The following is a 26250-nucleotide window of genomic DNA, read 5'->3' on the forward strand; positions in this document are numbered from 1 at the left end:
GCCCGTGGCAACAGGCCCGCGGGCAGGAGGAAAGCGATGTCACATCTTCTGGGTCTGAGCATGGACCTGCCGCTGCTGATCTCGGCGATCAACGAGCATGGCGCCGAGGCGCATGGGCGGGCGGAAATCGTCTCTTACGACCTGGCCGGCCAGCGCCACTGCTACAGTTTTCTGGACATGAACCGGCGCAGCAAGCGGCTGGCCAATGCGCTGACGGCGCGGGGCATGGGGCTGGGCAAGCGGGTCGCCACGCTGGCCTGGAACACCCACCGGCACATGGAGATTTTCTATGGCGCCACCGGGATGGGCTGCCCCATCCACACCGTCAACCCGCGCCTGACCACCGAGCATCTGGAATACATCATCAACGAGGGCGGCGCCGAAGTTCTTTTTCTTGACGCGGATCTTGTCCCCCGTGCGGTCGAACTGGTCGGGAAGCTTCCGCATGTGCGCCATTTCGTGGTTCTCGAGCGGCGAGAGAACCTGCCCGACGGTGGGCCGCTGGCGCTTGAATCCTACGAGGACTGGCTGGCCGCCGAATCGGACCAGTTCGAGTGGCCCGAGTTCGACGAGCGTTCGGCCTCGACCATCTGCTTTACCTCGGGGACGACCGGAATGCCCAAGGGGGTCGTCTATTCGCATCGCGCCACAGTGTTGCAGACCATGACCTTTACCTCGATGGGGTGGCTGCCGCCGACGCGGCGGGGCAAGCCGGTGCTGTTGGCGGTGGCGCCGATGTTCCATTCCAACGCCTGGAACTTTCCCTTTGGCGCGGTTTACGCCGGGGTGCCGCTGGTGCTGCCGGGGCGCAACCTGTCGCCGGAAAACCTGCAACGGGTGATCGCGGACGAAGGGGTAACTTGCGCGGCGATGGTGCCCTCGGTCTTGACCGGCATCATTGAGCATGTCCGGGCAAAGGCGCTGGATCTGGGCCGGCTGGAATCCGTCGTGACCTCGGGCGCCGGCGCGGCGCCGTGGCTGATTGCGTGGTTGCACGAGAACGACATTACCACCACCCACAGCTGGGGGATGACCGAATGCATGTTCGGCACCTCGGGTGCGCTGCTTAGCCGCGATGCCGATCTGCCGCTGGAAGCGCGGATGCCTTATTTGCTGAAGGACGGCCGTCAGACCGCGCTGACGCGGATCAGGATCGTCGATGACGAAGGTAATGTGCTGCCGCGCGACGGCACCACGCGGGGGCATCTGCGCGTCAAGGGGTTGTGGGCGGCGCGAGGCTATCTGAACCACCCCAAGGATTGCGCGCTGGACAGCGATGGCTGGCTGGTGACCGGCGACATCGCCACCATCGACCCCGACGGCTATCTGAAGATCGTGGACCGCGACAAGGACCTGATCAAGTCGGGGGGTGAGTGGATCAGCTCGTCCGATCTGGAAAAGATCGCGGCCAGCCACCCCGATGTGGTGCAGGCTGCGGCAATCGCCGTCGACCACCCGAAATGGCAGGAACGGCCGCTGCTGATCGTTCAGCTGCGCGAAGGGGCGGTGCTGGACGCGCGCGCGATCCTTGAGCTGATCGGCGCGCAGGTGGCGAAATGGTGGGTGCCTGATGACGTGGTACAGATCGCCGAGTTCCCCCTGAGCGCAACCGGCAAGGTCCGCAAGATGGACCTGCGCGAAACCTACGCCGATTACTACAACCAGCGCAGCGGCGCCTGACCAGCTGGAATCGCAGAATAAAAAAGCCCGCCTCTCGGCGGGCTTTTCTTGTGAAGGGCAATCAGGCTTTGCGCCCCTGCTTTTCCTTTTCGGCCGAGGCCCGCAGCGCCTCGCGCGCCGCTGCCCAGTCCTCGGCGCTCATGTCCGACAGATCGGCAAAGGTCGAGGGTGCGGCCAGATGATGTCCGCCATCCACTGCGACCGTGGCGCCGTTGATATAGGTGCAGGCGTCAGACATCAGGAAGGCGGTCAGGTTGCGCAGCTCGTGCATCTGCCCGAAGCGGCGCAGCGGCACTTTTTCCTTTTGCGTAGCGCCCACGGACGAGCCCGGGATCGGGTTCAGCTTTTCCCAGGCGTTCGGGGTGGGGAACGGCCCCGGCGCAATCGCATTCAGGCGGATATTCTTGGGCCCCCATTCGACCGCCAGCGACATCGTCATCGCCTGAATCGCCGCCTTGGACATGGCCGAGGGGGTGACGAAGGCCGATCCGGTCCACACCCAGGTCACCAGATTCGACAGCACCGTGCCCGGCAGCCCATCGGCGATCCAGCGCTTGCCGCAGGAAAGCGTGGCGTAGAACGAGCCGTCCATTACCGTCTGGGAGATCGCCTGATAGCCGCGCGGGCTGAGCGTCTCAGTCGGGGCGATGAAGTTCGCGGCCGCGTTGTTGACCAGCCCGGTCAGCGGGCCGCTGTCCCAGATCTTCGCCACGGTCGCATCGACGCTTTCCGGGTCGCGGACATTAGTGATCAGATAGTCAGCCGCGCCGCCCCCGGCCGCGATGGTCTTGCAGGCCTCGGCCAGAACGTCCTCGCGGCGACCACAGATGAACACATGCGCGCCAAGCGCGGAAAAGCCGCGCGACATTTCCAGCCCCAGCCCGGTGCCGCCGCCGGTGACCAGGATGCGCTTGCCGGCCAGCAGGTCGGGCTTGTAGGGGCTTTGGTCGCGGATCTCAGAACTTGACATGGGCGGCTCCTTTCAGGCCCAACATGGTGCGGGCTTCATCGGGGGTGGCGGTTTCGATCGACAGCTCGTTCAGGATGCGGGTGATCTTTTCGACCTGCTGGGCGTTCGACTGCGCCAGCTCGCCCTTGGCGATATAGATACTGTCCTCCAGCCCGACGCGGACATGGCCGCCCAGCGTGGCGTTGGTCACCGCCATTGGCATCTGGTGACGGCCGGCGGCCAGCACGGACATCACATACTGGTCGCCGAACAGCCGGTCGGCGGTGCGGCGCATGTGCAGCAGATGTTCGGTCTCGGCGGCGATCCCGCCCAGGATGCCGAACACACCCTGCACGAACAGCGGCCCGTCGACCAGCCCGCGGTCCAAGAAATGCGCCAGATTGTAGAGGTGCCCGACGTCGTAGCATTCATATTCAAAGCGGGTGCCCTGTTCGGACAGGGCACGGATGCCGCGCTCGATCTGGGTGAAGGTGTTCGACAGGATGAAGTCCTGCGTCATCTCCAGATAGGGACGTTCCCAGTCGTGCTGGAATTCCTTGATCTTGCTTGCTGCGCCCGAAATATTGAAGTTCAGTGAACCCATGTTCATCGAGGCAAGCTCGGGCGCAAAGGCCAGCGCTGGCGCCAGCCGATCCTCAAGCGACATGCCCAGGCCACCACCGGTGGTGATGTTGACCACGGCATCGCAGTTGTCGCGGATGCGCGGCAGGAAGCGGGCGTAGTCCTCGGGCTTTTGCGATGGCGCCCCGGTGCCTTCGACACGGGCGTGCAGATGCAGGATCGCTGCTCCCGCGCGAGCGGCGTCGATAGCCTGTGTGCCGATGGTTTCGGCACTGACCGGCAGGTGCGGGCTCATCGTGGGGGTGTGAATCGAGCCGGTGATGGCACAACTCACGATCACCTTGCTGGATGGTCGCATGGCTTCCTCCTCCTCGGGAACGACGGGTCGGGCGCGGATGAATCGCCATGCCCCCCGAGTCCAATTTCGTTTGCTTCATTATGGTATTTAAGTAGACTATATGTGTAAAGTGCCGTGCTGCGTGGTAGTGGAAAATCCTGTTGCCAAAGATCGTATGCTAGCATATCGTATCTGAATAAATTTGATGCGGCCGGGGCGAGGCCCCCGTCGGATTCATAACCGGGCCCTGCCATCGGAGGAGAAATCTATGTCCAGCGCCAACAGAACCGCCATTGTCACCGGCGGCGGGCAGGGAATTGGGCGAGCCATCACCCTGCGCCTTGCCAAGGAAGGCTACAACGTCGCCATCTTCGACCTGAAGCCCGAACTGGCCGAGGACACTGCTACCGAGGCTCGCGCCAGCGGCGTGACGGTCAAGGTCTATGGGTTGGACGTGGCGGACGAGGCCGCGGTGAACGCGGCGGTTGCCGATGTCGAAGCAAATGTCGGCCCGATCTGGGTGCTGGTGAACAACGCCGGGTGGGACAAGCCAGCGATGTTTTTGCAGACCGAAAGCGATCTGTGGGACAAGATCATCGCCATCAACCTGCGCGGTCCGCTGAACACCCACAAAGCCGTCTGCCCTCATATGGTGGCGCGCAAGGGTGGCCGGGTCATCAATATTGCGTCGGACGCCGCTAGGGTCGGCACCTCGACCGAGGCAGTGTATTCTGCCTGCAAGGGCGGGGTGATCGCCTTTACCAAGTCCATGGCACGAGAATTGGCGCGCAGCAACGTGCTGCTGAACGCGGTCTGCCCGGGTCCGACCAACACGCCGATGATGGCGTCGGTGCTGGGCACCGGCGACGATGCGGTGAAATGGAAGGACGCAATGGTCCGCGGCATCCCGCTGCGCCGGATGGGCGAGCCCGAGGATTACGCCGGTATCGTGGCCTTCCTCGCGTCGGATGATGCCGGGTTCATCACCGGTCAGACCATCTCGGTCTCGGGCGGGATGAACATGATTTGACCGGGCGACGAATGCCCGGCGCCCCGATTCAGGCCGGCGAAGCCGAGGCGGACAACCCGCCGCCCGGCTTCGTGCCGTTGTCCGAGAGTTCCCAGTCGGAGCTGCTGAGCGGCCCTTATTATGTGCGGATAGACAAGGAGGCGCCGGCAATCGGCTTTCGGGTCCAGCGTCGCCACCTCAACCGCGCCGGCATGTGCCACGGCGGGGTTCTGGCGACGTTGGCCGACATGAACATCACCCCGATCAGCCGTAGCGAGGATCTGGGCGAGGTCAATCCGACAATCTCGATGACGTTGGATTACTTTGCGCCCGTTGTGCTGGGCCAGTGGGTCGAGGCGCAGCCTCAGATCCTGCGCCGCACCCGCAACATCCTGTTCAGCCGCTGTGTGCTGACCGCGGACGGCGTGCCTTCGGTGAACGCCAGCGTGGTCTACAAGATCGGCCGGAAGCGCGATCGAGAATAAGACTCTTCTACCTGATCCGCCTTTGGGTTCGGGCAGGGCGCAGGTGCAAAAAGGCGGGCCAGGGTGCCACCCGGCCCGGCGTTTGCGTTTTATAGCCGCACCAGCTGCTTGCCGTGATTGCGCCCGGACATCATGCGCAGGAACGCCTCGGGGGCCGATTCGATGCCATCGAGGATGTCCTCGCGGAATTGCAGATGCCCCTGGCGGTGCCATTTCAGCAGCCGGGCAAATGCCTCGTTGCGGCGGTGCCACCAGTCAAACACCACCAGTCCCTGAACCGTTGCGCGCGTCACCACAAGCCGGGCGCTGGACCGCAGGCCGATGTCTTCCGACGCGGGCTTGTCGATCACGGCAATGCGCCCGACGATGGCCACGCGCGCGAAATTTGCCAGATTGGCCAGCACCGCGTCGTGGATCGGCCCGCCGGTGTTGTCGAAAAAGAAGTCCACCCCCTCGGGGCAGGCGTCGGCGATGGCGGCGGTCAGGTCCGGGGCGGTGCGGTAGTTGACCCCCGCGTCGAAACCGATCGAGCGGCAGTAGTCCAGCTTGTCGTCGCTGCTGGCGACCGCAACCACCCGCGCGCCCATCAATTTGGCGATCTGGCCCGCGATCTGGCCGACTGCGCCCGAGGCGGCGGACACCACCACCGTGTCGCCGGGCTTCGGCCGCCCAATTTCGAACAGCCCGATATAGGCGGTCAGGCCGGGCATCCCCAGCCATGACAGCGCCGCCTGCGGCGGGGCGTCGGCCAGCACCCGGTTGGCGGCGGCGGTGCCGCCCTGATCGGGGGCGATCACCGCATATTCCTGCCAGCCGAGGTTCATCGATTCGACCAGATCACCCGCCTGCCAGCCGGGGTGGTTCGAGGCGACGACTTCGCCCACCCCACCGCCGTGCATGGTCTCGCCGGGGTGGACGCCGGCGGTGTAGTTCTTAGCCGGGCTGATCCGCCCGCGCATATAGGGGTCCATCGACAGCCAGCGGGTGCGGATCAGGATCTGCCCCGGCCCGGGTTCGGGAACCGGGTTTTCGACCAGCCGGAAATTCTCGGCCCGTGCGGCGCCTTCGGGATAGCTGTCCAGCACCCAGTTGCGATTCATGGTCATGCTGACGTCCTTCCGGTTGGGAATATTCAAAGAAATCCGCGCGCCCGCGCGACACGTTCAAGGTTGCCAGTGCCCTGCATCAGGATCTGGCTGCGGTTTTCCAGCTCGATTGCTGCGGCAAGGCTGCCGGCCTCGAGATTGGCCCACATGCCGCGCTTTGTCAGCCAGGTGTTCAGGCGCCCGTTCTCGGCGATGGACTCGGCAAGCTCGAACGCCGCGGGCATCAGCCCCTCGGCGGTGGTGGACTTGTAGACCAGCCCGATGCGCCCGGCCTCGGCGGCGTCGACCATGCGGCCGGTCAGCATCATCTCGAACGCCCGCGAGGTGCCGATGGCGCGGGGCAGCAGGTAGCTGACCCCGATGTCGCAACTGGTCATCCCCACCTTGATGAAGGCGGCGTTGAATTTGGCCCGGTCGGAACAGATACGCAGGTCACACCCCAGCGCCAGCCCCAGCCCCGCGCCGCAGGCGACACCGTTGACCGCGGCGATCACCGGCTGGGGCAACGCTCGCAGCCGGGTGACCAGCCCGGCGAAATGTTCCTGTCGTCCGGTCCAATAGGCGGCCGTCGCTACCGGATCGTCCTCGGTTTCGGCTGCCGCGTTCAGATCAAAGCCCGCGCAGAAGCCGCGCCCTTCGCCGGTGATGATGACGGCGCTGGCGTCAGAGCGGCCGATCCGGTCCAGCGCGGCAAAGAATGCCTCGACAGCTGCGTCGTCAAAGGCGTTCAGCCGCTCGGGGCGATTCAGCCGGATGACGGTGACGCGTGGGTTCGCTGCGTCCACAAGCACGGGGTCTTGCAGCATGTTCGCCTCTTTAGCCGGGGGTTGCGGTTCGCAATATGATAACCATGCAAACTAACATGACAAGTCCGGCCCGCCATATCGAAAGCTTGTTTACTTTATGATAGCTAAGCTTCACACTGATTCCGATATTTGGACCCGGAGGAGTAAAGGGTTCGGGAGGAGGTAGCGTGAAACGACTTGAGGGTCGCCGGGCTGTCATCACCGGCGCCGGCAGCGGAATCGGACGCGCCAGCGCGCTGCGCTTTGCAGCCGAGGGAGCGTTGGTCATGGCTGTGGGCCGGCGCGAGGCCCCGTTGCAGGAAACCGCCGATCTGGTGCGCGCCTCGGGCGGCAGCTGCATCGTCCAGATCGCCGATGCCGGGGACGAGACCGCCATGCAGGGCGCTATCGATCGCTGCGTGCAGGAACTGGGCGGGCTCGAGGTGTTTTTCGCCAATGCCGGCAACACCGATTCCGTCACCCCGTTCCTGGAACAGACCGTCGCGCAGTGGGACGGGATGTTTCGTGACAACGTGATCCCGGCCTTCATCGCGTGCAAGCTGGCGGGGCGCCACATGGCTGCGCATGGCGGCGGCTCGATCATCCTGAACTCTTCCACCGGGTCGCTGCGCGCCCGCGGCGGGACCGAGGCTTACGGCGCCGCCAAGGCCGGCGTGAACCACCTGACCATGACCGCCGCCTGCGCCTTTGCCGGCCAGAACGTGCGGGTGAATGCGATCCTGCCCGGGCTGACCGAAACCGGCCTGACCCGGACGATGTTCGACTGGGCCCGCAAGGCCGGGAAAGAGGATCGGCTGGGCAAGCTGACCCCGATGCAGCGCCCCGGCTATGTCGAGGATATGGCGGCGGTGGCGGCGTTTCTCGCCTCGGACGACTCGGCCTATATGGACGGGCAGCTGCTGCCGGTGGACGGAGGGATTTCCGCCACCCACCCGGCCGGGAAATTCGTCTATTGAACGTGCCCCGGCCGCACCCCCGCGGACGGGGCGCGCGGCCGGTTCCGGCGTCGATCTGCGCGGACAGCCCAAGGACGCACAGCCTTACCGGCTGTCGGGATTGCCGGGCAGTAAAGGGGGGAAATCATCATGACCGACGGATTTGATCTTGCGGCCCATGCCCGCGCCATGCGCGCGGCGGGCTGGTGGCAGGACAAGACCTTCGACGACCTGCTTGAGGCGGCGATTACCGCCTCGCCGGGCAAGCGGGCCATTGTCGCCTATCGCAAGGACAAAGGCTTTGATCGCCCGGTCAAGGTGATGAGCTATGCCGAACTGGGCGCGGCGGTGGCGCAGGCCGCGGGTTCCCTGCGGGCGATGGGGGTCGGTCCGGGCGACGTCATCGGGCTGATGCTGCCGAACTGGTGGGAATTCGTCGTGACCGCCTTTGCCGCCTGCCGGATCGGGGCGGTGCCCAACCCGCTGATGCATATCTTTCGCGAACGCGAACTGCGCTTCATGCTGGGGTTCGCCGAAACCAAGGCTATCGTTATCCCGAAAAGCTTTCGCGGCCATGACTTCCCGGCCATGATCGACGGGCTGCGGCCGGAACTGCCGGCGCTGGACCATGTGATCGTCGTCGATGACGACGGTCCGCGGGGCTTCGACCGGCTGGTGATGAACTCGGGTGCCGCGCCGATCCCCGCCGCCGAAGGCACCCCCGCCGACCCGGGCGAGATGGCGGTGCTGATGTATACCTCGGGCACCACGGGCGAGCCCAAGGGGGTGATGCATTGCTCCAACACCCAGGTCGCCTGTGCCACCGCGCTGGGCAACCGCTTTGGCCTGACGGCCGAGGACGTGCATTTCGCGGTCACGCCCTTCGGGCATATGACCGGCTACACCGCGATGATGGTGCAGGCGATTTATTGCGGCGGCACGATGGTGCTTCAGGATGTCTGGGAACCCGAGGCCGGGGTCGCGATCATGGCGCGCGAGGGCGCGACCCACATGGCCGCCGCGACGCCGTTCCTGTCAGACATCTGCGGCGTGATCGCTGGCGGCGGGCCAGTGCCGGGGCTGCGCACCTTCCTGTGCGGCGGCGCCCAGATTCCCCCGGTGGTGATCGAGCGGGCGCGGGAGTTGATCGGCCTTGGCGCCTCGTCGCTGTGGGGCATGTCCGAGGGGCTGGCGGGCAGCCTGACCGAACCCGCGCGGGCGCATGAAAAATCCGCCAGCACCGACGGCCGCGCGGTCGAGGGGGTGGAACTGCTGATCGCGGACGAGAACCTTGCGCCGCTGCCGCAGGGTGAAACCGGGCGGCTGTGGTTTCGCGGGGCGCTGCAATTTCTGGGCTATTTCAAGCGGCCGGGGCTGGACGCCCGCGGGCCGGAAGGCTGGTTCGACAGCGGCGATCTCGCCTATATGGACGCCGAGGGGTATATCCGGATCAACGGACGCTCCAAGGACATCGTGATCCGCAGCGGCGAAAACATCCCCGTGGTCGAGATCGAATCGATCCTCTACCGCCACCCCCGCGTCACCGATGCCGCCATCGTGGGCTATCCCGACAAGCGCATGGGCGAACGCGCCTGCGCATTTGTGGCGCTTGCCGACGACCGCCCCTTTTCCATGGACGACCTGCGCGCCTGGATGGAGGAGAGCGGCGCCGCCCGCCAATACTGGCCCGAGGCGGTCGAGATCATCGCCTCCATGCCCCGCAACGCCGCCGGCAAGATCCAGAAATTCCTGCTGAAAGAACAGGCGGCGAAATACGCCGCTGACTGAAGATACGCACGCGCGCGCCCGACTGGCGCGAATTGGAAACGAACCGGGAGGACCGAACATGGACTTTGAACTGCCGCAGGCCATCACCGACAAGCTGGCTGAACTCGACGCCTTTATCGAGGCCGAAATCAAGCCTCTCGAGCGCGAGAACGTCAGGTTCTTCGACCACCGGCGCGAATATTATCGCACCGACTGGGAAAACGACGGCGCGCCCAGCCAGGAATGGCGCGCGCTGCTGTCTGAAATGGAACGCCGCGCCGACAAGGCCGGGCATCTGCGGCTGTGCCTGCCGGAAAACTGCGGCGGGCAGGCGGCGGGCAACCTGATGAACGCGGCGATCCGCGAGCATCTGGCGGCCAAGGGGCTGGGGCTGCACAACGATCTTCAGGACGAAAACTCGGTCGTCGGCAATTTCCCGATCGTGCCCGCCATCGCCAAATACGGGACCGAGGAACAAAAGGTCTATATCGAGGGCATCATCACCGGCGAGCGTCACCTGAGCTTTGCCCTGACCGAACCGCGCCACGGCTCGGACGCGACCTGGCTGGAAACACGGGCGGTCCGCGACGGCGACCACTGGGTCATCAACGGACGCAAGCGCTGGAACAGCCAGGTCGGCCGGGCGCAGGCGAACCTGGTCTTTGCCCGCACCAGCGGCAACCCCGGCGAGGCGCGCGGCATCACCGCCTTTATCGTGCCGACCGACACCCCCGGCCACCGCATCGTGATGAACCACTGGACCTTCAACATGCCCACCGACCACTCCGAGGTCGAGCTGAAGGATGTCCGCGTCCCCGACAGCGCCATCCTGAATGTCGAGGGCGAAGGGCTGAAGATCGCCATGATGTTCATCCATGAAAACCGCATCCGTCAGGCCGCCGGCAGCGTCGGTGCCGCCCGCTACTGCATTCAGGAGGCGGTGAAATACGCCAAGGAACGGGTGCTGTTCGGCGAGTCCCTCTCCTCGCGGCAGGCGATCCAGTTCCCGCTGGCCGAGCTGCACGCCGAGTGCGAGGTGATCCGCAACTATGTCTTCCGCTCTGCCTGGAAGATGGACCGGCAGGATCCGGCCTCGATGTCGGACGAGGTGTCGATCTGCAACTACCTGGCCAACAACCTGGTCTGCCGGGCGGCGGATTTCGCCATGCAGGTGCATGGCGGCATCGGCTATTCCCGCCACATGCCGTTCGAACACATCTACCGCCACCACCGCCGCTACAAGATCACCGAAGGCTCGGAAGAGGTGCAGAAACGCCGCATCGCGCAGAAGCTGTTCGGCTTTAAAAGTCGGAGGGGGGAATGACCCTGCAACCCGCAACCCCGGCGCTCGATTTCGACATCGCGGCGCTGCGCGGTTTCCTGACCGGGTTTCTGGGGCGCGAGGTCGGCGACCTGACCGTCGCCCCCACCTCGGGGGGGATGTCGAACCCGACCTATTTCGTCACCGCCGGCGACTGGCGGGCGGTGCTGCGCAAGCAGCCGGGCATGAAGCTGGCCAAATCCGCCCATGCCATCGACCGGGAATATCGGGTGATCGGCGCGCTGCAAGGCAGCGCCGTACCGGTCCCGCAGCTTTACCATTACGAAGAGGATGCGAGCCTGCTGGGCACGCCCTTCTACCTGATGGAATGGCTGGACGGCCGTATCTTCACTGAATATTCGCTGCCTGGCCTTGCGCCGGACCAGCGCGGCGCGATCTACCGGGCCATGGCTACGACCATGGCCGCGATCCATCGCCTTGATTTCGGGGCGGCGGGGCTTGGTGATTTCGGGCGGGCGGGGAATTACTTCGAGCGCCAGATCAGCCGCTGGTCACAGCTTTGGCAGCAGTACCGCAAGGGCGACGAGGACAACCCGCAATTGGACCGGATGATCGGCTGGCTGGGCAGCCGCATCCCGGATAGCCAGTTGTTGGCGCTTTGCCATGGCGATTGCCGGATCGGCAACCTGATGTTCCACCCGACCGAACCGCGGGTGATCGGCGTGCTGGACTGGGAATTGTCCACCCTGGGCCATCCGTTGGTCGATGTGGCATTCAACACGCAGGCATGGAACATGGCCCCCGATGAAAACGGCGGTCTGCTCGGCATCGACCTTGCAGCCGACGGAATCCCGACCGAGGCAGATTACCTTTCGCGTTATTACGCCGAAGCAGGAACTACCGAGCGGATGACCGACTTTCATCGTGTCTTTGCCATGTTCCGCGCCGCGGTGGGCAGCGCCGGCGTCGCTTATCGCGGCGAGCAGGGCAACAGCACGCTGCCCGATTCGGCGCAGGTGGGGCGCAGGCTTGCCGCCGCCTATGCCCGTCGCGGCATGGAAATCGCCGCCCGCAGCGGCCTGTAGGAGAAACGCACATGATGAATATCGACGATGCCGTGGCCAAGCGCCGCTCTGTGCGGGGATATCTGCCAGACGAGGTGCCGCAGGACACGTTGCGCGAGGTGCTGGCGCTGGCGCAGCTTTCGCCCTCGAACTGCAATATCCAGCCATGGATCACTCATGTGCTGTCCGGGCCCAGTTTGCGCAGTCTTGGGGACAAGATGGTGGCGGCGGCCGAGGCGGGGATCCCTCCCGACCCGGACTTCGCCGCCGACCGCAAGTTCGAGGGGGTGTATCGCGCCCGTCAGGTCGATGCTGCTGTCCAGCTTTACGGGGCGATGGGGATCGACCGGCACGACCGTCCGCGTCGGGACTGGGCCTATCGCCGCAACCTCGATTTCTTCGGCGCTCCCCATGCAGCGCTGATCTTCATCCACCATACGTTCGAGGAGCGCGAGGCGGTCGATCTGGGCATCTATGCGCAGACGCTGATGCTGCTGCTGACCTCGCGCGGGATTTCCTCTTGCGCGCAGGGGGCGCTGAGCCTGTATCCGGGGATCATCCGTGACCATCTGGGCCTGGGCCAGACGCATCGGGCTGTCTTTGGCATCTCGTTTGGCTACGAGGATCCCGCTGTGGATGCGAATCAGGCCCGCGTCGGCAGGGCCGGGCTGGAAGATGCGGTGATGTTCCACCGTGAACTGATCCCGGCATGAACATTGCCCCCGGCACGGTCGCTGCCTAGGGATGACAGCAAGGCGGCCGACCCGTCAGGAGGATGAGCGGATGGCAAAAAGGCTGGAAGGATGCACGGCACTGGTGACCGGCGCCTCAAGCGGGATCGGCGAGGCGACCGCGGTCGAACTGGCGGCGCAGGGGGCGCGCGTCGTGCTAGTCGCTCGGCGGGCGGAACGGCTAGCCGAGGTGGCAGATCGGATCGCCACGGCCGGCGGACAGGCCAGGGTGCTTGCCGCCGACATTGCCGAGCGCGGGGTGCCCGCACAGGTGGTGGCGGATGTGGTGGCGACGGAACGCCGGCTTGATATCGTGATCAACGCGGCCGGCATCATGCTCAACGGCGATTCCATGGATCGGCCGCTATCGGAATGGGAACAGATGGTCGATCTGAACCTGACCGCACTGCTGGCCACCACCAAGGCGGCGCTGCCGCATCTGGTTCAGGCGGCGCAGGGTGGGCGGGGCGTGGCCGATGTGGTCAACATCAGTTCGATCGCCGGTCGGGTCGCGTCCGGCACCGCTGCGGTCTATAACGCGACGAAATTCGGCGTCACCGCCTTCAGCGAGGCGATGCGGCAAGAGTTCGCGCGGCGCGACGTCCGCGTCTCGGTGGTCGAGCCGGGGGCTGTAAGCACGGAACTGTTCGAGCATCAGGCCCCGAAAGCGCAGGAACGCCTGTCGCGGATACTCGACAAGGTAGAATATCTGCACCCCGAGGACGTGGCCGAAACCATCGCCCATATCATCACCCGGCCCCGCCGCGTGGCGCTGGCCGAAATCGTGATCCGGCCCACCGACCATATCTGACCGTAATCCCCGGCCCGGAAGTCGCGCTTGAAAAGCGCCGGGAAAAAAGGGCGGGCCCCCAAAGGCCCGCCCCCGATCCGCGCAGGACAAGAGGGACTTACTGCGCGGTCCGGTTCAGTTCGGCACGGAAGAAATCCAGCATCTCCTGCGGATTTTCCATACCGGCGGTCTTGGCCTTTTCCAGCCATTCCGCGGTCAGCGGCGCCACAAGCGCCTGCATCTTGGCCAGTTCGGCGGCACTCATGCGGTGGATGGTCCGACCGTCGTCCTGCATCTTGGCGATGGCGGCCTCGGTTTCCTTACGGTGCAGGTCACCCGACATTTTTGCGACCGCTGCGCCTGAAACCTGACGAATCGCCTGTTGGTCGGGCTCGGAAATCTTTGCCCAGGCGTCGGGGTTCACCGACACCAGCACTGTGGTCGAGCCAAGGCTACCCGGCACAAAGGTCATGGTGTGCAGCACATCGTCCAACTTGAAGCCAAGCAGCGCATCAGGCGGCGTGGTTGCGCCGTCGATCATGCGGCCCGAGGCCAGCTCATAGACTTCGGACACCGGCTTGCTGACGGGGCTACCGCCCATCAGTTCAATGATGCGTGTCAGCGACGGGCTGGAACTGCGCAGCTTTGCGCCTTTCCAGTTGTCCGCTATCGACAGGTCGCGCCCGGTCGTGAAGACGTGGAAGACGCCGGTCTGGAACAGACCGATCGGCACGACATCGCGGAACACGTCCGTATCGGCGAGATATTTCTCGTATGTTGCCCAGACTGCGGGTGATGTGCGCGATTCGTCATCGCTGGCAAAGGGCAGTTCCATCCCCTCGACCAGCGGGAAGCGCCCTGGCGTATAGCTGAGCACCATCAGCGACATGTCGGCCATGCCCTCGGCCACTACGTCATATTGCGCGGCGACGCTGCCCACCACCTTGGTCGTTTTCTGGATCTTGACCCGCCCTTCGGTAACCCGCTCGATCTCGGCGATCCAAGGCTCCATCAGCTCGACATCCAGCGCATAGCCGGCGGGCAACCAGTTGGAATAGTGCAGGGTGACATCCTGCGCCTGTGCAGTGGCGCCGCAGGTCGCCAGCAGCGCACCGGTCAGAATCCCCGCGCGGTTAAAATAAGACATTATCATCCCTCCTGTCTTCGCCGCCGCTCTGGCGGCTTGGGGGCTGCCCAGTCGGGCAGGTCGGTCGCCGGATCAGATCTTGCGCTCCTGCCCGACCCAGTAAGGGTCGCGCAGGACGTTCTTCATGACGGTATTCTTGGGTGCAAGCGGCAGGGGCTCAGAGCGGAACTCGACCGATTTTGGGCATTTGTATCCGCCGATCAGGGTGCGGCAATGCGCGATCAATTCGTCCTCGGTCGCGGTCGCGCCAGGCTTGAGCACAACGACAGCATGGACCTGTTCGCCCCATTCCTCGGACGGAATCCCGATCACCGCTGCTTCGTGGATGGCAGGGTGCTGGAACAGCGCGCGCTCGACCTCGATCGAATAGACGTTCTCGCCGCCGGTAACGATCATGTCCTTGACCCGGTCGGCGACATACAGATAGCCGTCCTCGTCCAGGTAGCCGGCGTCACCAGAATACATCCAGCCGTCGCGCAGAACCTCGGCAGTCTGGTCGGGTTTACCCAGATAGCCCATCATCAGATAGTCCGAGCGCATGGCGATCTCGCCCAGTTCCCGGGGCGGCAGGGTGTCGCCGTCGGGCGAGACAATCTTGACCTCGACCCCCGGGCCCGGCTGGCCGCAGGAGCGGATGCGTTCGGCCTTGGGGCCGTCAAACACATGGTCGCGCCAGCGCAGCATGGTGGCAAAGCCGCCGGTCTCGGTCATGCCGTAGATCTGATAGAACCGCAGGTTCGGCAGTTTCGCTGCGGCGGCGGCCATCAGTGCCTCGGGCATGGGCGAGCCGCCATAGACGCAGGTGCGCAGGCTGGACAGGTCGTATTTGTCGAAATCGGGGTGGCTGATGAACATGTTGACGATGGTGGGCACCAGCACCGCGTTCGTCACCTTGTGTTCCTGGATGGCCTGCATCATCAGCAGCGGATCGAACTTGGGCAGCACGACATGGGTGCCGCCGGCCATGGTGATGTAATGGACCGGGCTTGCGCCCGAGAAATGGAAGAAGCCGCCGACATAGGCAAAGCTCAGATCCTCGACATCCGGGATCATCGCCAGCCAGGCGGTGGCAGCATGGCCTAGTGCGTTATGAGTCAGCGCCACCCCTTTGGGCTGGCCGGTGGTGCCGCCGGTATAGAACACCGCATAAAGATCATCGCCTTTGCGGTCGGCGTCCTCCATCGGTTCATTGCTGGCGATCAGCTGTTCATAGGACAACATGCCCTCGGGGGTGGGGACGTCGCCAATGTGGATCACCGCCTTCAGGCCGGGGAAATCCTTGCGCAGTTGGTGCCCCTGTTCGACAAAGCTGTCGTCCACGCACAGGACGACAGCGTCGCAGTCGCGCAGAGCAAGCAGGTTTTCCTGTGCCGACCAGCGCACGTTCATCGGGGCAAAACACCCGCCCGCCCAGGGAACGGCATAGAACAGTTCCAGGTAGCGGTCCGAGTTCATCGCGAGCACCGCCACGAAAGCTCCGCTTTCTACGCCAAGCCGGCGCAGCGCTGCTGCCATCCGTGGAACGCGGTCGCCCACCTCGTGCCACAACCGTTTGCGGGTGCCACAGACGGTGGCAATACCTTGACGGTTACGATGAACGGCCTGCTTGAGCAGCAACGTTCCCTGCATATTTTACTCTCCTCCTATACCGCGCAGGAAACGTTCATGGATCCAGAGCCGGCCGTGGTCAGCGACCGCGTCGGTGGCCAGATCCCGCACGCTCCCTCCTCCCAAGAGCTCTGAGGTCTGAGTTGACAGGCTTGATGTTGTGCAAGCTTGCCAAAATTTGCTTCGCAAGATTACTGTATAAAGACGAACTGAAAGCGCAAGCTCCGATTTCGTTAAAAGCGAGTCGTCAACCAACAAGATTTCCGGCGCGACGCCGCCATGGCAGCGGCCGTCGCGCGCGAAGGGAGGAGGCTATATGACCGGACCGTTGTCTGATCTGCGGATCGTGGAATTTTCAGGGCAGGGACCGGGGCCGTTTGCCGGTGGGCTGCTGGCGGACTTCGGTGCCGACGTCATCCGCGTCGACCGGCCCGGAGAGCCGCTGCTGTCGCCGAAATACGATTTCTACAACCGCAACAAGCGTTCCATCGCGCTGAACCTCAAGTCAGATGCCGGGCGCGAGGCGGCGCTGGCGCTGGTTGCTGCCGCCGATGTGGTGATCGAGGGATTCCGGCCGGGCGTGATGGACAGGCTGGGGTTGGGTTATGACGTCTGCGCGACGGTTAGTCGGCGCATCATTTTCGGGTCGATGACCGGCTGGGGGCCTAACGGCCCGATGGCGATGGAGGCCGGGCACGACATCAACTATCTGGCGCTGACGGGGGCGCTGGATGCGATCGGCTATCCCGACCGCCCGCCGGCACCGCCGCTGAATCTGGTTGCCGATCTGGGAGGAGGCGGCATGTATCTGGCCTTTGGCATCCTTGCCGCGGTGCATGAGGCGCGCCGTTCGGGGCAAGGGCAGCGGGTCGATGCGGCGATGATCGACGGGGTGTCGCATCTGATGTCGGCCTTCAGCGCCTTTACCCAGCAGGGGACATGGACGGACCGGCGTGCTGACAATATCGTGGACGGCGGCTCGCCCGACTATGGCTGCTACGAGACCGCGGACGGAAAGCATGTCGCGGTCGGCGCCATCGAGCCGCAGTTCTACGCCGCATTGCTGGAGGTGCTGGGCCTTGACGCGGCGACCCTCCCCGACCGCGCGGACCGCGCGAACTGGCCCGCGCTGAAGCAGCTTTTCGCCGAGCGGTTCCGGCAGCGGACCCGCGCCGAATGGGAAACCGCCATGGCTGGGCGCGATGCCTGTTTCTCTCCGGTTCTCAGCATTGCCGAGGCGTGGGAACATCCGCAGATGCAGGCGCGCGAGGTTCATGCGCAATTCGACGGGCTGGTGCACCCCTCGCCCGCGCCGCGACTGTCGCGCACCCCCGGCAGCCTGCGCCGCGCGACCCCGGAACCGGGCGAAAACAGCCGCGAGATCTGGACCGACTGGGGCTTGCCGCAGGCGCTGTGGGACCGGCTGGGCGGCGGCGATTCGCCTGCCGCCGGCGGGGCAAGATAAGGCGATGGCGATCCTTCCAGAAAAGGCGCTGGCCGTCCGCGTCCCCGAACTGGCGCAACAGTATACACACCGCGACACGATTCTTTATGCCCTTGGCATCGGCATCGGGCATGACGCCACCGATCCAGGGCAGCTCGGATTCGTCTATGAAAAGGGGCTGAAGGCGGTCCCGACCATGGCGGTGGTGCTGGGCGAAACCATGGACTGGGTGCATGACCCCGATCTTGGGATCGACGTGACCCAAAGCCTGCACGGGGAGGAGCGGGTGATCCTGCACCGCCCCCTTGCGCCTGCGGGCAGCGTGGTCGGGCAGACCCGGGTGATCGGGCTGGCCGACAAGGGCGCCGGCCGCGGCGCGCTGGTCCACAGCCGCAAGGAACTGCGCGACGCGGACACGGGCGAGCTGATCGCCACCACCCAGCGCACCGCATTCGCCCGCGCCGACGGCGGCTTTGGCGGCGTGCACGGCGAAATCCCCGCGGCGCTGCCGCCGGTGCCGGACCGCGCCCCCGACCTGTCTTGCGACCTGCCGACCGTGCCGCAGGCGGCGCTGATCTACCGGCTTAGCGGGGACCGTATCCCGCTGCACGCCGATCCGGCGATTGCCCGGGCGGCCGGGTTCGACCGCCCGATCCTGCACGGGCTTTGCAGCCTTGGCATCGCCTGCCACGCCATCCTGCGGCTGGTCTGCGACCACGACCCCGCCCGCATCGCCGAGATCGGCTGCCGGTTCAGCGCCCCGGGGTTCCCCGGCGAGACGCTGCGCGTCGAATTGTGGTGCGAGGGGCGGGCGGTGCATTTCCGCGCGCTGGTGGCGGAACGCGGCGTGACTGTCATCGACAACGGCCACGCCACGCTGCGCGGCTGAACGGAGGATGCAATGACGAAACCCCTGCTTGGCAAGACCGCGATCGTCACCGGCGCCGCCCGCGGCATCGGCCGCGCCTATGCGCTGCGACTGGCGCGGCTGGGCGCGAATGTGGTTGTGGCCGATCTCAACATGCAGGGCGCGGCCCGCATCGGCGAGGAACTGACCGCCGAAACCGTCATGGCCGAGGTCGAGGCGCTGGGTTCCCGGGCGCTGGGGGTCGAGGGCGACCTGCGCGACCCTGGCACCGTCGAGCGACTGTTTTCGGAAACGGTCGCGGCGTTCGGCGGCGTCGATATTCTGGTCAACAATGCCGGGGCCGGCGTTTACCGTGACGCCAGCCCGTTTCCAAGCCTGACCAGCCAGGCGGGTTTCGACTTTCTGCTCGACGTCAACCTGCGGTCCTGCGTGATGTGCTGTCAGGCAGCCGCGCCGCTGATGGCGGAAAAAGGGACGGGAGTGATCGTAAACATCTCGTCCCAGACTTCGCTTGAGCCGCTGAAGGGCGGGGCGATGGCGGTCTATGGCGCGGCCAAGTCGGCGGTGAACACCTATACCCGCAATCTTGCTGCCGAACTGGGGCCGAAGGGCATAAGGGTCAACGCCATTGCGCCCGGAATTACCCTGACCGCGCGGTTGCAGAAGCTTGATCCCGAAAACGGCGTCGGCACCCCCGAACAGCTTGAGGCCATTGCCCTGCGCCGCTTTGCCACCTCCGAGGACATGGCGAATGTGCTGGAGTTTCTGGTCGGCGACCTGTCCGGCTATGTGACCGGACAGGTGATTTCGGTCTGCGGTGGCGCGGTGCTGACGCCCAGCTAGCCGTGTGTGCCGCGTACGAAGGCCGCGACCTGCCCCTTGGGGCAAAGCTCGATGATGGTGCCATGCCCGCCGCCCTTGGTGATCCAGCCGCGGCGCAGCGGCAGGTTGTCGGTCGGCGGCTGGTCGTAAACCTTGAGGCCGCGGGCACGGTATTGCGCGATGGCGGCATCCAGATCCTCGACCTCCAGCGCCACGACGACATCGCCGTGCTGCAACTCGGTCTTGCCTGATGCCTCTACCAGTTCGATGATCGCGCCGTCGGGGCTGTCAAAGAACGCCAACCGCAGCCCCAGTTCCGGGATCTCGCGGATGATCGGCCGTCCCAGCCCCAGCGTCTTGCCGTAGAAATCCATCGCGGGCTCCAATGCGCGCACCGCGATACCAATGTGGTCCAGAACTGGCGTCATCGGCTGTTCCCTATTAGATAATCATATTGATTATATGCAAGCATATGTCGTTGGGCTGATTCTGGCAACGCGTTCCGCTGCCAGCTGCAAAAGATGGCAAAGCCGGAAAATAACCATTGCACAGGACGTCCCGCCCTATAGTGTGTAAGCATATGATATGCACGGGCTGCATTTAGGAGGGGGCGCCACCAAAGCGACCGCAGCCAGTGCTATTCCGTTCCAGCCACGTCAGGGGAATGACACCAGGCCGGCCTTGCGCCCGCCGCAACACCAGCGAGATGCGAATGTCCTATAACTCAGTCTATGCTCCGGGCCTGTTCAAAGGCCAGACCATCATTGTCACCGGCGGCGGCAGCGGCATTGGACGCTGCACCGCGCACGAACTGGCGCATCTGGGCGCGCAGGTTGTCATCGTCGGCCGCAACCCCGACAAGCTGGAAACTGTCCGTCGAGAGATCACCGAGGACGGCGGCAAGGTTCACACCGCTACCTGCGACATCCGCGACGAAGCTCAGGTCATCGGCGTAATCGACGAAACGCTCGAACGTTTCGGCGCCATCAACGCGCTGGTCAATAACGCCGGCGGGCAATACCGGGCCGAGCTCAAGACCATCTCGACCAAAGGGTTCGAGGCGGTGGTGCGCAACAATCTGACCGGCGGCTTCATTTTCATGCGGGAAATCTACAATCGCTGGATGGACGCTAACGGCGGCGCAATCGTCAACATCATCGCCGACATCTGGAATGGCTGGCCGGAAATGGGACATTCCGGCGCCTCGCGCGGTGGGATGTGGACGTTGACCGAAACCGCTGCCTGCGAATGGGCGCATTCGGGGGTTCGGGTGAATGCAGTCGCGCCCGGTGGGATCGCGTCCTCGGGCTTTGACCAATACACCCCAGAGATCACCGAGCGCATCCTAGCCTATCCGGCGCAGGTGCCGCTGCCACGTTATGGCACCGAATCGGAAATTTCGGCCGCGATCACCTATCTGTTGTCCCCTGCGGCGGCCTATGTGACCGGCAGTTGCCTGCGCGTCGACGGTGGTGCGCCCAATCGCCGGCAGACCTGGACCCAGAATTATCCGGCAACCAACATCCCGGAATACAACGGCTTCCACCGTGCGGTGGAGCCAGAAATCCTTAAAAATCGGGGTTGAGTTCCCCCGACCGTAGCTTCAGCAGGGGCGCCGCCTTTCCGGGGTCCTTGCGCCTCGCGCAGGCCGCTTTGGGGGTGGCACTATATAAAACAATGCATATCATATGCTTGTGAATGGTATGGGGCAATCCTGGCTGCCATCCACGATCCTGGGGAGGAGAAACATGACATTTATTTCTAGAAAACTGCTGTCAGGCGTTCTGCTGGCGGCCATGGCATCAATGCCGCTCGCCACGCCGGCACAGGCTGAATCGGTGACGCTGCGCTATTCGCAATGGCTGCCCGCGACTTATCCGTTGCAGGTTGAAATCATTGATCCGTGGTTTGAAGAAATCGCGCGGGTGACCGAAGGTCGGGTGAAGATCGTCGCAACCCCAAAAGTGGTTGGCACGGTAGCCGGGCAATACGATGTGCTGGTCGACGGGCTTGCCGATGTGGCGCTGGTGGTGCCCGGATACACGCCGGGACGGTTCCCGCTGACCGAAGGGCTGGAGTTGCCCTTCCTGGGCGACGATCCGCGCATTTCGATGCCGGTCAGCTACCGCGCTTATGAAACCTATCTTGAACCGAGCGGAATCTTCAAGGAAATCGTGCCGCTGGCCGTGTTCACCGGCAACCCGGCCCATATTGCCTTGCGTTCCGGCGAGGTGACGGCGCTGCCCGATCTGGCGGGAAAAAAGCTACGCAGCCCACAGCAGGCAGCGTCGGCCTCGATAGATCTGCTGGACGCCGTCCCGGTGTCGAAGCCGATGTCCGAGGTCTATGAACTTGCCTCGAGCGGGGCGATCGACGGCGGGATTATACCTCCCGACACGCTGCTGGGGTTCAAACTGGCCGGCACGATGAAGGAATATCTGCTGGTGCCCGGCGGCATTGTGAACACGGTCAACATGCTGGCGTTCAGCCACGAGGCCTGGGACCGAATCTCGCCCGAGGACCAGGCGGCAATCCGTGAGGTGTCCGGGCTGCCCCTGGTCACGCAGATGGGCGAAATCTATGCCAGATCACTGGAAGAAGCGGTGGCGGCGATGCCGGATGAAGGGATGCGGGTGCAGACCCTGCCCGATAATGTCGTCGCCGATCTCAAAGCGCGGCTGGAGCCGATCCGCACCGGGTGGTTCGAGGTGGCGCGCAAGCACGGGCTGGACGACCCCGAAGCGATGATCGACTTCTTTGAAACCGAATACGCGGCCGGCAAGGCAGCACAGTAACGGGGCCTTCTTACTGGTCAGGGTGCCCGGGCCGCGGGGTCCGGGCACCCTTTCTCTTGTCCCCGGGGTCGGCGCGGCGAAGGCGCCGATCCCAGCTGGTTTCTTACTGCCGATCGTGTTCTGCCTTCATGGCGCGGGCGATGATCGTCTTCATGATCTCGATCGAGCCACCGGCGATCTTGGTGATGCGCGCATCGGCATAGGCGCGGCAGATCGGGTATTCCCACATGTAACCCCAGCCGCCGAACAGTTGCAGGCACTCGTCGGCCGCCTTGCAGTGCAGTTCGGTGGTATACATCTTGGCCATGGCCGCATCCACCGGGTCCAGCTTGCCCTGCATGAACAACTCGATGCATTTGTCGGTGAACACTCGGGCCAGCGTCGCCTGAGTCTTGAGTTCGGCCAGCTTGAACTGGGTGTTCTGGAAATCGAAGATCGTCTTGCCGAAGGCCTCGCGCTGGGTAGTGTAGTCCAGCGTCCATTCGATGATCGTCTCGGCCACGGTGGCCGACCGGATCGCCTGGGCCAGCCGTTCCTGGCTGAGCTTGGTCATCATCAGGGCAAAGCCCTCGCCCTCTCCCCCCAGCATGTTCGCGGCGGGAACGCGCACGTTGTCGAAGAAAAGTTCCGAGGTGTCCTGCGCGTGCATCCCAAGCTTTTCAAGGTTGCGCCCGCGGCGAAAGCCCTCGCGGTCGCCCTCGATCAGGAACAGGGTGACGCCCTTGGCGCCCGCGTCGCGGTCGGTCTTGGTGGCGCAGACCAGCACATCGGCGCTTTGCCCGTTCGATATGAACACCTTTTGCCCGTTGATGACGAAATCATCGCCGTCGCGGGTGGCGCGGGTGCGGATCGCCTTGAGGTCGGAACCGGCGTGGGGTTCGGTCATGCCAAGCGCGCCGATCCATTCACCGGTGACCATCTTGGGCAGAAACTTGCGCTTCTGCTCTTCGGTCCCGAAAGACATGATATAGGTTGCGACCAGATCGGTGTGGATCAGAAAGCCGGGACCAGAGGCGCCGGCGCGCCACAATTCCTCAAACACCACCACGTCGAACAGGTAATCAAGGCCCAGCCCGCCGTATTCCTCGGGGACGGTGCAGCACAGAAGGCCCTGTTCGCCCGCTTTCAGCCACAATTCACGGGGGACAACGCCGTCCTTTTCCCATTGCGCGTGATAGGGCGTGATTTCTTTTTCTACAAAGCGCCGGACGGTGGCCCGGAAAAGTTCGTGCTCTTCGTTGAACAGGCTGCGTTCGATCATGTGGTTTCCTTTCGTGTGGCAGGGGCCGCAAGGTCGGACATAGGGCGGATCAGCCGTCCGCTAGCCGGTCTCGATGCTCTGGCGCGGCAATGGCAATCAGTCGTTCGCGGCGCTCGGTCGGGCTGGCGGCGCGCAGGTCGGCGATGCCGTATTCAGTGATGATCACATCGGTATCGAAGCGACCCAGCGAGACGGGACCATTCGCCCGGCCTGGGGAAACGATGCGACTGATCCTGCCGCCGGCGGCGGTCGCTGGCAGCACCACCAGACGCAGCCCCTGCAACCCGCGGGCGCCGGCCGCGAAATCCGACGCCCCGCCGGGACCGGACACCGGCCCCTTGGGTGTCGCTTCCGCATAAGAATTTCCGGCCAGGTCCACCTCGATGGCGGAGTTGATGGTCACGAAACGCCCCGTCGTCGCCAGTTGGGCCAGATCATGCGTGACCGAGGGGGGGGCAAAGCGAAATTCCGGGCGGCCCACAGCGTCGTAAAGCCGGGCGCCGCCGATGGCGACTCCGGCGCGGATCGGGGCATCATTGCGCAGGGCCCCGGCGTCCAGCAGATCCAGCGTCGAATTGCCAATCAGCCCGGAATGGATGGATAGATTGCGGTGGCCGGTCAGCCCGCTCAGCACCGCTTCGGGGGCGCGGCCAAGCCCCGCCTGAATCGCCGCGCCCTCGGGGATCAGCCCGGCTGCCAGTGCGGCGATGCGGGTGGATACCTCGTCGGTGCCCGGGTTCGACATCGGCAGCGGCGATTCGCCCTCGATCACCGCGTGCAGACGGTCATGGGGTATCGAGCGTCCCTGCGTCCGCGGCACCAGCGGATTGACATGCGCGATGATGCGCGGGATCTGCGGCCAGATATCAGCGATGAAATCGTTGACCGGACCAAGGCTGCACATGCCCTGCTCATCCGGGGGCGACACCATGACCAGCGCGACATCAGGCAGCAGGGCGCCCAGATGCAGCCGGATGTCGCGGTAGCAGAAAGGCAGGAAACGGACCTGCGCATCATGGCCCGCGAATTCGGGCATCATGAAATAGCTGTCGAACCGGCCCCCAGCCGCCAGCAGGCCGCCCAGCCGGTTCAGCCCGGGGACAAAGATCCCGGTAAAGGTCAGGCCGCGTAGATCCGCGGCCTCTAGCCCCTCGCGGATCAGCGCGCTTTCCCCCGAGCAGGCGTGAAGCCAGACCCGGGAACCGGCCGGAATATGGCCGGCAATGTCGTGCGAACCGATCCGCAAGGGTGCCATGGCTGTTCCCGCTTATTCCAGGAACTTGTAAAAATCGGGCTTGCGCTTTTCATTGAAGGCATTGACGCCTTCCTGCGATTCCGGCGTTGCGTAATACAGCTTGACCGCGTGCAGGGCGAGGTTCGAAATCCCGCGGATCGAATCGCTGTCGGCGTTGAACGACCGCTTGAGGAAGGCCAGCGCCGTGGGCGAGCGTTCGGCCAGCGTGTCGGTCCACTTGGTGGTGGCCTCGTCCAGCTCGGCGGCCGGCACGACCTTGTTGACCAGCCCCATGTCCGCCGCCTGCTGGGCGGTGTACACTTCGTTCAGATACCAGATTTCCTTGGCTTTCTTTTCGCCTACATGACGGGCCAGAAGCGCCGTGCCCCAGCCGCCGTCGAACGAGCCGACGCGGGGGCCGACCTGGCCGAACTTCGCGGTGTCAGAGGCGATGGTCAGGTCGCACAGCGTCGCCAGCACGTTGCCGCCGCCGATGGCAAAGCCGTTCACGCGGGCGATGATCGGCTTTGGCGTGTCGCGGATCAGGCCCTGCAACTCGTCGATGGGCAGGCCGACGACGCCGCGGCCATCGTAGTTGCCGTCATGCGCCGACTGGTCGCCGCCGGTGCAGAACGCCTTGTCGCCAGCGCCTGTCAGGACGATCGAGGCCACGTCCTTGTCGTTGCCGGCCAGATGCAGCGCCTTGATGATTTCTTCAAGGGTCTGGCCGCGAAAGGCGTTATAGACCTTGGGGCGATTGATGATGATCCAGGCTGCGCGGCCGCGGACTTCGTAGATGATGTCCTCGAAAGCGGGTGCATTTGCCATGTGGGCTTTCCTCCGATGATGTAGCGGCGAGGTAATTGCAGCCAGGCTGTGCCACAATAATCGTTCGCACTGATACTGTCAGTATGTATATTTATTTCGACGTTCGCCACGGCAAAAAACCGGGTCAGAGGTGTTTTGCCGTAGCGTTGTTCACAGTTTTTCGGTCAGTTCCGGCAGGACGTTGAAGATGTCTCCGACGATGCCGTAGTCGGCGATCTGGAAGATGGGGGCTTCCTCGTCCTTGTTGATGGCGACGATGACCTTGCTGTCCTTCATCCCGGCCAGGTGCTGGATCGCGCCCGAGATGCCCGCGGCGATATACAGCTCCGGCGCCACCACCTTGCCGGTCTGCCCGACCTGCCAGTCGTTCGGGGCATAGCCCGAATCGACCGCCGCGCGGCTGGCGCCGACGGCGGCGCCCAGCTTGTCGGCCAGCGCCTCGATCAGGGCAAAGTTTTCCTTGGACCCCACCGCGCGCCCGCCCGAGACGATGCGCTTGGCCGAGGTCAGTTCCGGCCGGTCCGAGGCCGCCACCTTGTCCTCGACCCAGGACGACAGGCCCGGATCGTCGGCCAGCGCCGCGTCGGAAACCGAGGCCGCGCCGCCCTCGCCCGCCGCGTCGAAGCTGGCGGTGCGGATGGTCAGCACTTTTTTCGGATCCGAGGATTTCACCGTCTGGATGGCGTTGCCGGCATAGATCGGGCGGGCGAAGGTGTCGGC

General features: G+C 64.6%; 26 protein-coding genes. 15 read left to right on the plus strand and 11 right to left on the minus strand.

What is annotated here, in order from left to right; translation table 11 throughout:
- Nucleotides 1–36: 36 nt before the first annotated feature.
- Nucleotides 37–1680 (plus strand): AMP-binding protein, encoded by a 1644-nt coding sequence (locus tag BLW83_RS14485; RefSeq protein WP_090848979.1) that lies wholly within the window; start codon nt 37–39, stop codon nt 1678–1680.
- A 61-nt stretch (nt 1681–1741) separates the two neighbouring features.
- Here the strand turns inward: BLW83_RS14485 and BLW83_RS14490 are convergent, their stop codons facing one another.
- A complete protein-coding gene (locus tag BLW83_RS14490) occupies nt 1742–2650 on the minus strand; it encodes an SDR family oxidoreductase (protein ID WP_090848981.1) in 909 nt (302 codons plus the stop codon).
- Nucleotides 2637–3569 carry a 3,5-dioxohexanoate:acetyl-CoA acetone transferase gene (gene kce, locus BLW83_RS14495; protein WP_090848983.1) on the minus strand — a complete coding sequence of 311 codons (933 nt, stop codon included), beginning with the start codon at nt 3567–3569 and terminating at the stop codon, nt 2637–2639. The genes BLW83_RS14490 and kce overlap by 14 nt, the downstream gene beginning before the upstream one ends.
- A 247-nt stretch (nt 3570–3816) precedes the next feature.
- Between kce and BLW83_RS14500 the strand changes: the two genes are divergently transcribed.
- Entirely contained in the window at nt 3817–4578 is a 762-nt protein-coding gene (locus tag BLW83_RS14500) for a glucose 1-dehydrogenase (protein WP_090848984.1), read from the plus strand.
- An 11-nt stretch (nt 4579–4589) separates the two neighbouring features.
- Nucleotides 4590–5042, plus strand: coding sequence for a PaaI family thioesterase (locus tag BLW83_RS14505; protein WP_090848986.1), 453 nt, complete (start codon nt 4590–4592; stop codon nt 5040–5042).
- A gap of 89 nt (nt 5043–5131) precedes the next feature.
- On the opposite strand, the gene BLW83_RS14510 is transcribed toward BLW83_RS14505, so the two are convergent.
- Nucleotides 5132–6148: an NADP-dependent oxidoreductase gene (locus tag BLW83_RS14510; RefSeq protein WP_090848988.1), complete on the minus strand. Its 1017-nt coding sequence runs from the start codon at nt 6146–6148 to the stop codon at nt 5132–5134.
- Between the two features lie 26 nt (nt 6149–6174).
- Nucleotides 6175–6954: an enoyl-CoA hydratase/isomerase family protein gene (locus tag BLW83_RS14515; protein ID WP_090848990.1), complete on the minus strand. Its 780-nt coding sequence runs from the start codon at nt 6952–6954 to the stop codon at nt 6175–6177.
- A gap of 167 nt (nt 6955–7121) precedes the next feature.
- Between BLW83_RS14515 and BLW83_RS14520 the strand changes: the two genes are divergently transcribed.
- From BLW83_RS14520 to BLW83_RS14545, 6 genes are all read left to right on the plus strand, one after another.
- Nucleotides 7122–7910 (plus strand): SDR family NAD(P)-dependent oxidoreductase, encoded by a 789-nt coding sequence (locus BLW83_RS14520; protein WP_090848992.1) that lies wholly within the window; start codon nt 7122–7124, stop codon nt 7908–7910.
- A 129-nt stretch (nt 7911–8039) separates the two neighbouring features.
- Complete coding sequence (locus BLW83_RS14525; RefSeq protein ID WP_090848994.1) at nt 8040–9677, plus strand: AMP-binding protein; 1638 nt, start codon at nt 8040–8042, stop codon at nt 9675–9677.
- 58 nt (nt 9678–9735) lie between these two features.
- On the plus strand, nt 9736–10980 hold the full coding sequence (locus BLW83_RS14530) for an acyl-CoA dehydrogenase family protein (RefSeq protein WP_090848997.1): 1245 nt from the start codon (nt 9736–9738) through the stop codon (nt 10978–10980).
- Nucleotides 10977–12023: a phosphotransferase family protein gene (locus BLW83_RS14535; RefSeq protein ID WP_090848999.1), complete on the plus strand. Its 1047-nt coding sequence runs from the start codon at nt 10977–10979 to the stop codon at nt 12021–12023. The genes BLW83_RS14530 and BLW83_RS14535 overlap by 4 nt, the downstream gene beginning before the upstream one ends.
- 11 nt (nt 12024–12034) lie before the next feature.
- A complete protein-coding gene (locus BLW83_RS14540) occupies nt 12035–12715 on the plus strand; it encodes a nitroreductase (protein ID WP_218139144.1) in 681 nt (226 codons plus the stop codon).
- A 70-nt stretch (nt 12716–12785) separates the two neighbouring features.
- Entirely contained in the window at nt 12786–13544 is a 759-nt protein-coding gene (locus tag BLW83_RS14545; RefSeq protein WP_090849001.1) for an SDR family oxidoreductase, read from the plus strand.
- A 97-nt stretch (nt 13545–13641) separates the two neighbouring features.
- On the opposite strand, the gene BLW83_RS14550 is transcribed toward BLW83_RS14545, so the two are convergent.
- Nucleotides 13642–14670, minus strand: coding sequence for a TRAP transporter substrate-binding protein (locus BLW83_RS14550; protein WP_177172590.1), 1029 nt, complete (start codon nt 14668–14670; stop codon nt 13642–13644).
- A gap of 72 nt (nt 14671–14742) precedes the next feature.
- Complete coding sequence (locus BLW83_RS14555) at nt 14743–16299, minus strand: AMP-binding protein (protein ID WP_090849005.1); 1557 nt, start codon at nt 16297–16299, stop codon at nt 14743–14745.
- On the opposite strand from BLW83_RS14555, the gene BLW83_RS15775 reads away from it, so the two are divergent.
- The 4 genes from BLW83_RS15775 (at nt 16264) to BLW83_RS14570 (ending at nt 19433) form a co-directional block, all read left to right on the plus strand.
- Nucleotides 16264–16413: a hypothetical protein gene (locus tag BLW83_RS15775; RefSeq protein ID WP_177172585.1), complete on the plus strand. Its 150-nt coding sequence runs from the start codon at nt 16264–16266 to the stop codon at nt 16411–16413. The genes BLW83_RS14555 and BLW83_RS15775 overlap by 36 nt on opposite strands.
- Before the next feature lie 181 nt (nt 16414–16594).
- Complete coding sequence (locus BLW83_RS14560) at nt 16595–17743, plus strand: CaiB/BaiF CoA transferase family protein (protein WP_090849007.1); 1149 nt, start codon at nt 16595–16597, stop codon at nt 17741–17743.
- 4 nt (nt 17744–17747) lie between these two features.
- Nucleotides 17748–18611 carry a MaoC/PaaZ C-terminal domain-containing protein gene (locus BLW83_RS14565; protein ID WP_090849009.1) on the plus strand — a complete coding sequence of 288 codons (864 nt, stop codon included), beginning with the start codon at nt 17748–17750 and terminating at the stop codon, nt 18609–18611.
- A 12-nt stretch (nt 18612–18623) separates the two neighbouring features.
- The gene (locus tag BLW83_RS14570; RefSeq protein ID WP_090849011.1) at nt 18624–19433 is read left to right on the plus strand and encodes an SDR family NAD(P)-dependent oxidoreductase; all 810 of its coding nucleotides are present in this window, start codon (nt 18624–18626) and stop codon (nt 19431–19433) included.
- Here the strand turns inward: BLW83_RS14570 and BLW83_RS14575 are convergent.
- Nucleotides 19430–19840 (minus strand): VOC family protein, encoded by a 411-nt coding sequence (locus tag BLW83_RS14575; RefSeq protein WP_090849013.1) that lies wholly within the window; start codon nt 19838–19840, stop codon nt 19430–19432. The genes BLW83_RS14570 and BLW83_RS14575 overlap by 4 nt on opposite strands.
- A gap of 206 nt (nt 19841–20046) precedes the next feature.
- On the opposite strand from BLW83_RS14575, the gene BLW83_RS14580 reads away from it, so the two are divergent.
- Complete coding sequence (locus BLW83_RS14580) at nt 20047–20997, plus strand: SDR family oxidoreductase (protein ID WP_245728911.1); 951 nt, start codon at nt 20047–20049, stop codon at nt 20995–20997.
- 118 nt (nt 20998–21115) lie between these two features.
- On the plus strand, nt 21116–22207 hold the full coding sequence (locus BLW83_RS14585) for a TRAP transporter substrate-binding protein (protein WP_177172591.1): 1092 nt from the start codon (nt 21116–21118) through the stop codon (nt 22205–22207).
- A 103-nt stretch (nt 22208–22310) separates the two neighbouring features.
- On the opposite strand, the gene BLW83_RS14590 is transcribed toward BLW83_RS14585, so the two are convergent.
- From BLW83_RS14590 to BLW83_RS14605, 4 genes are all read right to left on the minus strand, one after another.
- Nucleotides 22311–23468, minus strand: a complete 1158-nt coding sequence (locus BLW83_RS14590; protein WP_090849019.1) for an acyl-CoA dehydrogenase family protein — start codon at nt 23466–23468, stop codon at nt 22311–22313.
- A 49-nt stretch (nt 23469–23517) separates the two neighbouring features.
- The gene (locus tag BLW83_RS14595; protein ID WP_090849021.1) at nt 23518–24723 is read right to left on the minus strand and encodes an acetyl-CoA hydrolase/transferase C-terminal domain-containing protein; all 1206 of its coding nucleotides are present in this window, start codon (nt 24721–24723) and stop codon (nt 23518–23520) included.
- Nucleotides 24724–24735: 12 nt separating this feature from the next.
- The gene (locus tag BLW83_RS14600; RefSeq protein ID WP_090849023.1) at nt 24736–25530 is read right to left on the minus strand and encodes an enoyl-CoA hydratase-related protein; all 795 of its coding nucleotides are present in this window, start codon (nt 25528–25530) and stop codon (nt 24736–24738) included.
- A 150-nt stretch (nt 25531–25680) separates the two neighbouring features.
- A partial coding sequence (locus BLW83_RS14605) for an electron transfer flavoprotein subunit alpha/FixB family protein (protein WP_218139145.1) occupies nt 25681–26250 on the minus strand: 570 nt, incomplete at its 5' end.

The sequence above is a fragment of the Paracoccus alkenifer genome (assembly GCF_900108405.1).
GTDB lineage: Bacteria > Pseudomonadota > Alphaproteobacteria > Rhodobacterales > Rhodobacteraceae > Paracoccus > Paracoccus alkenifer.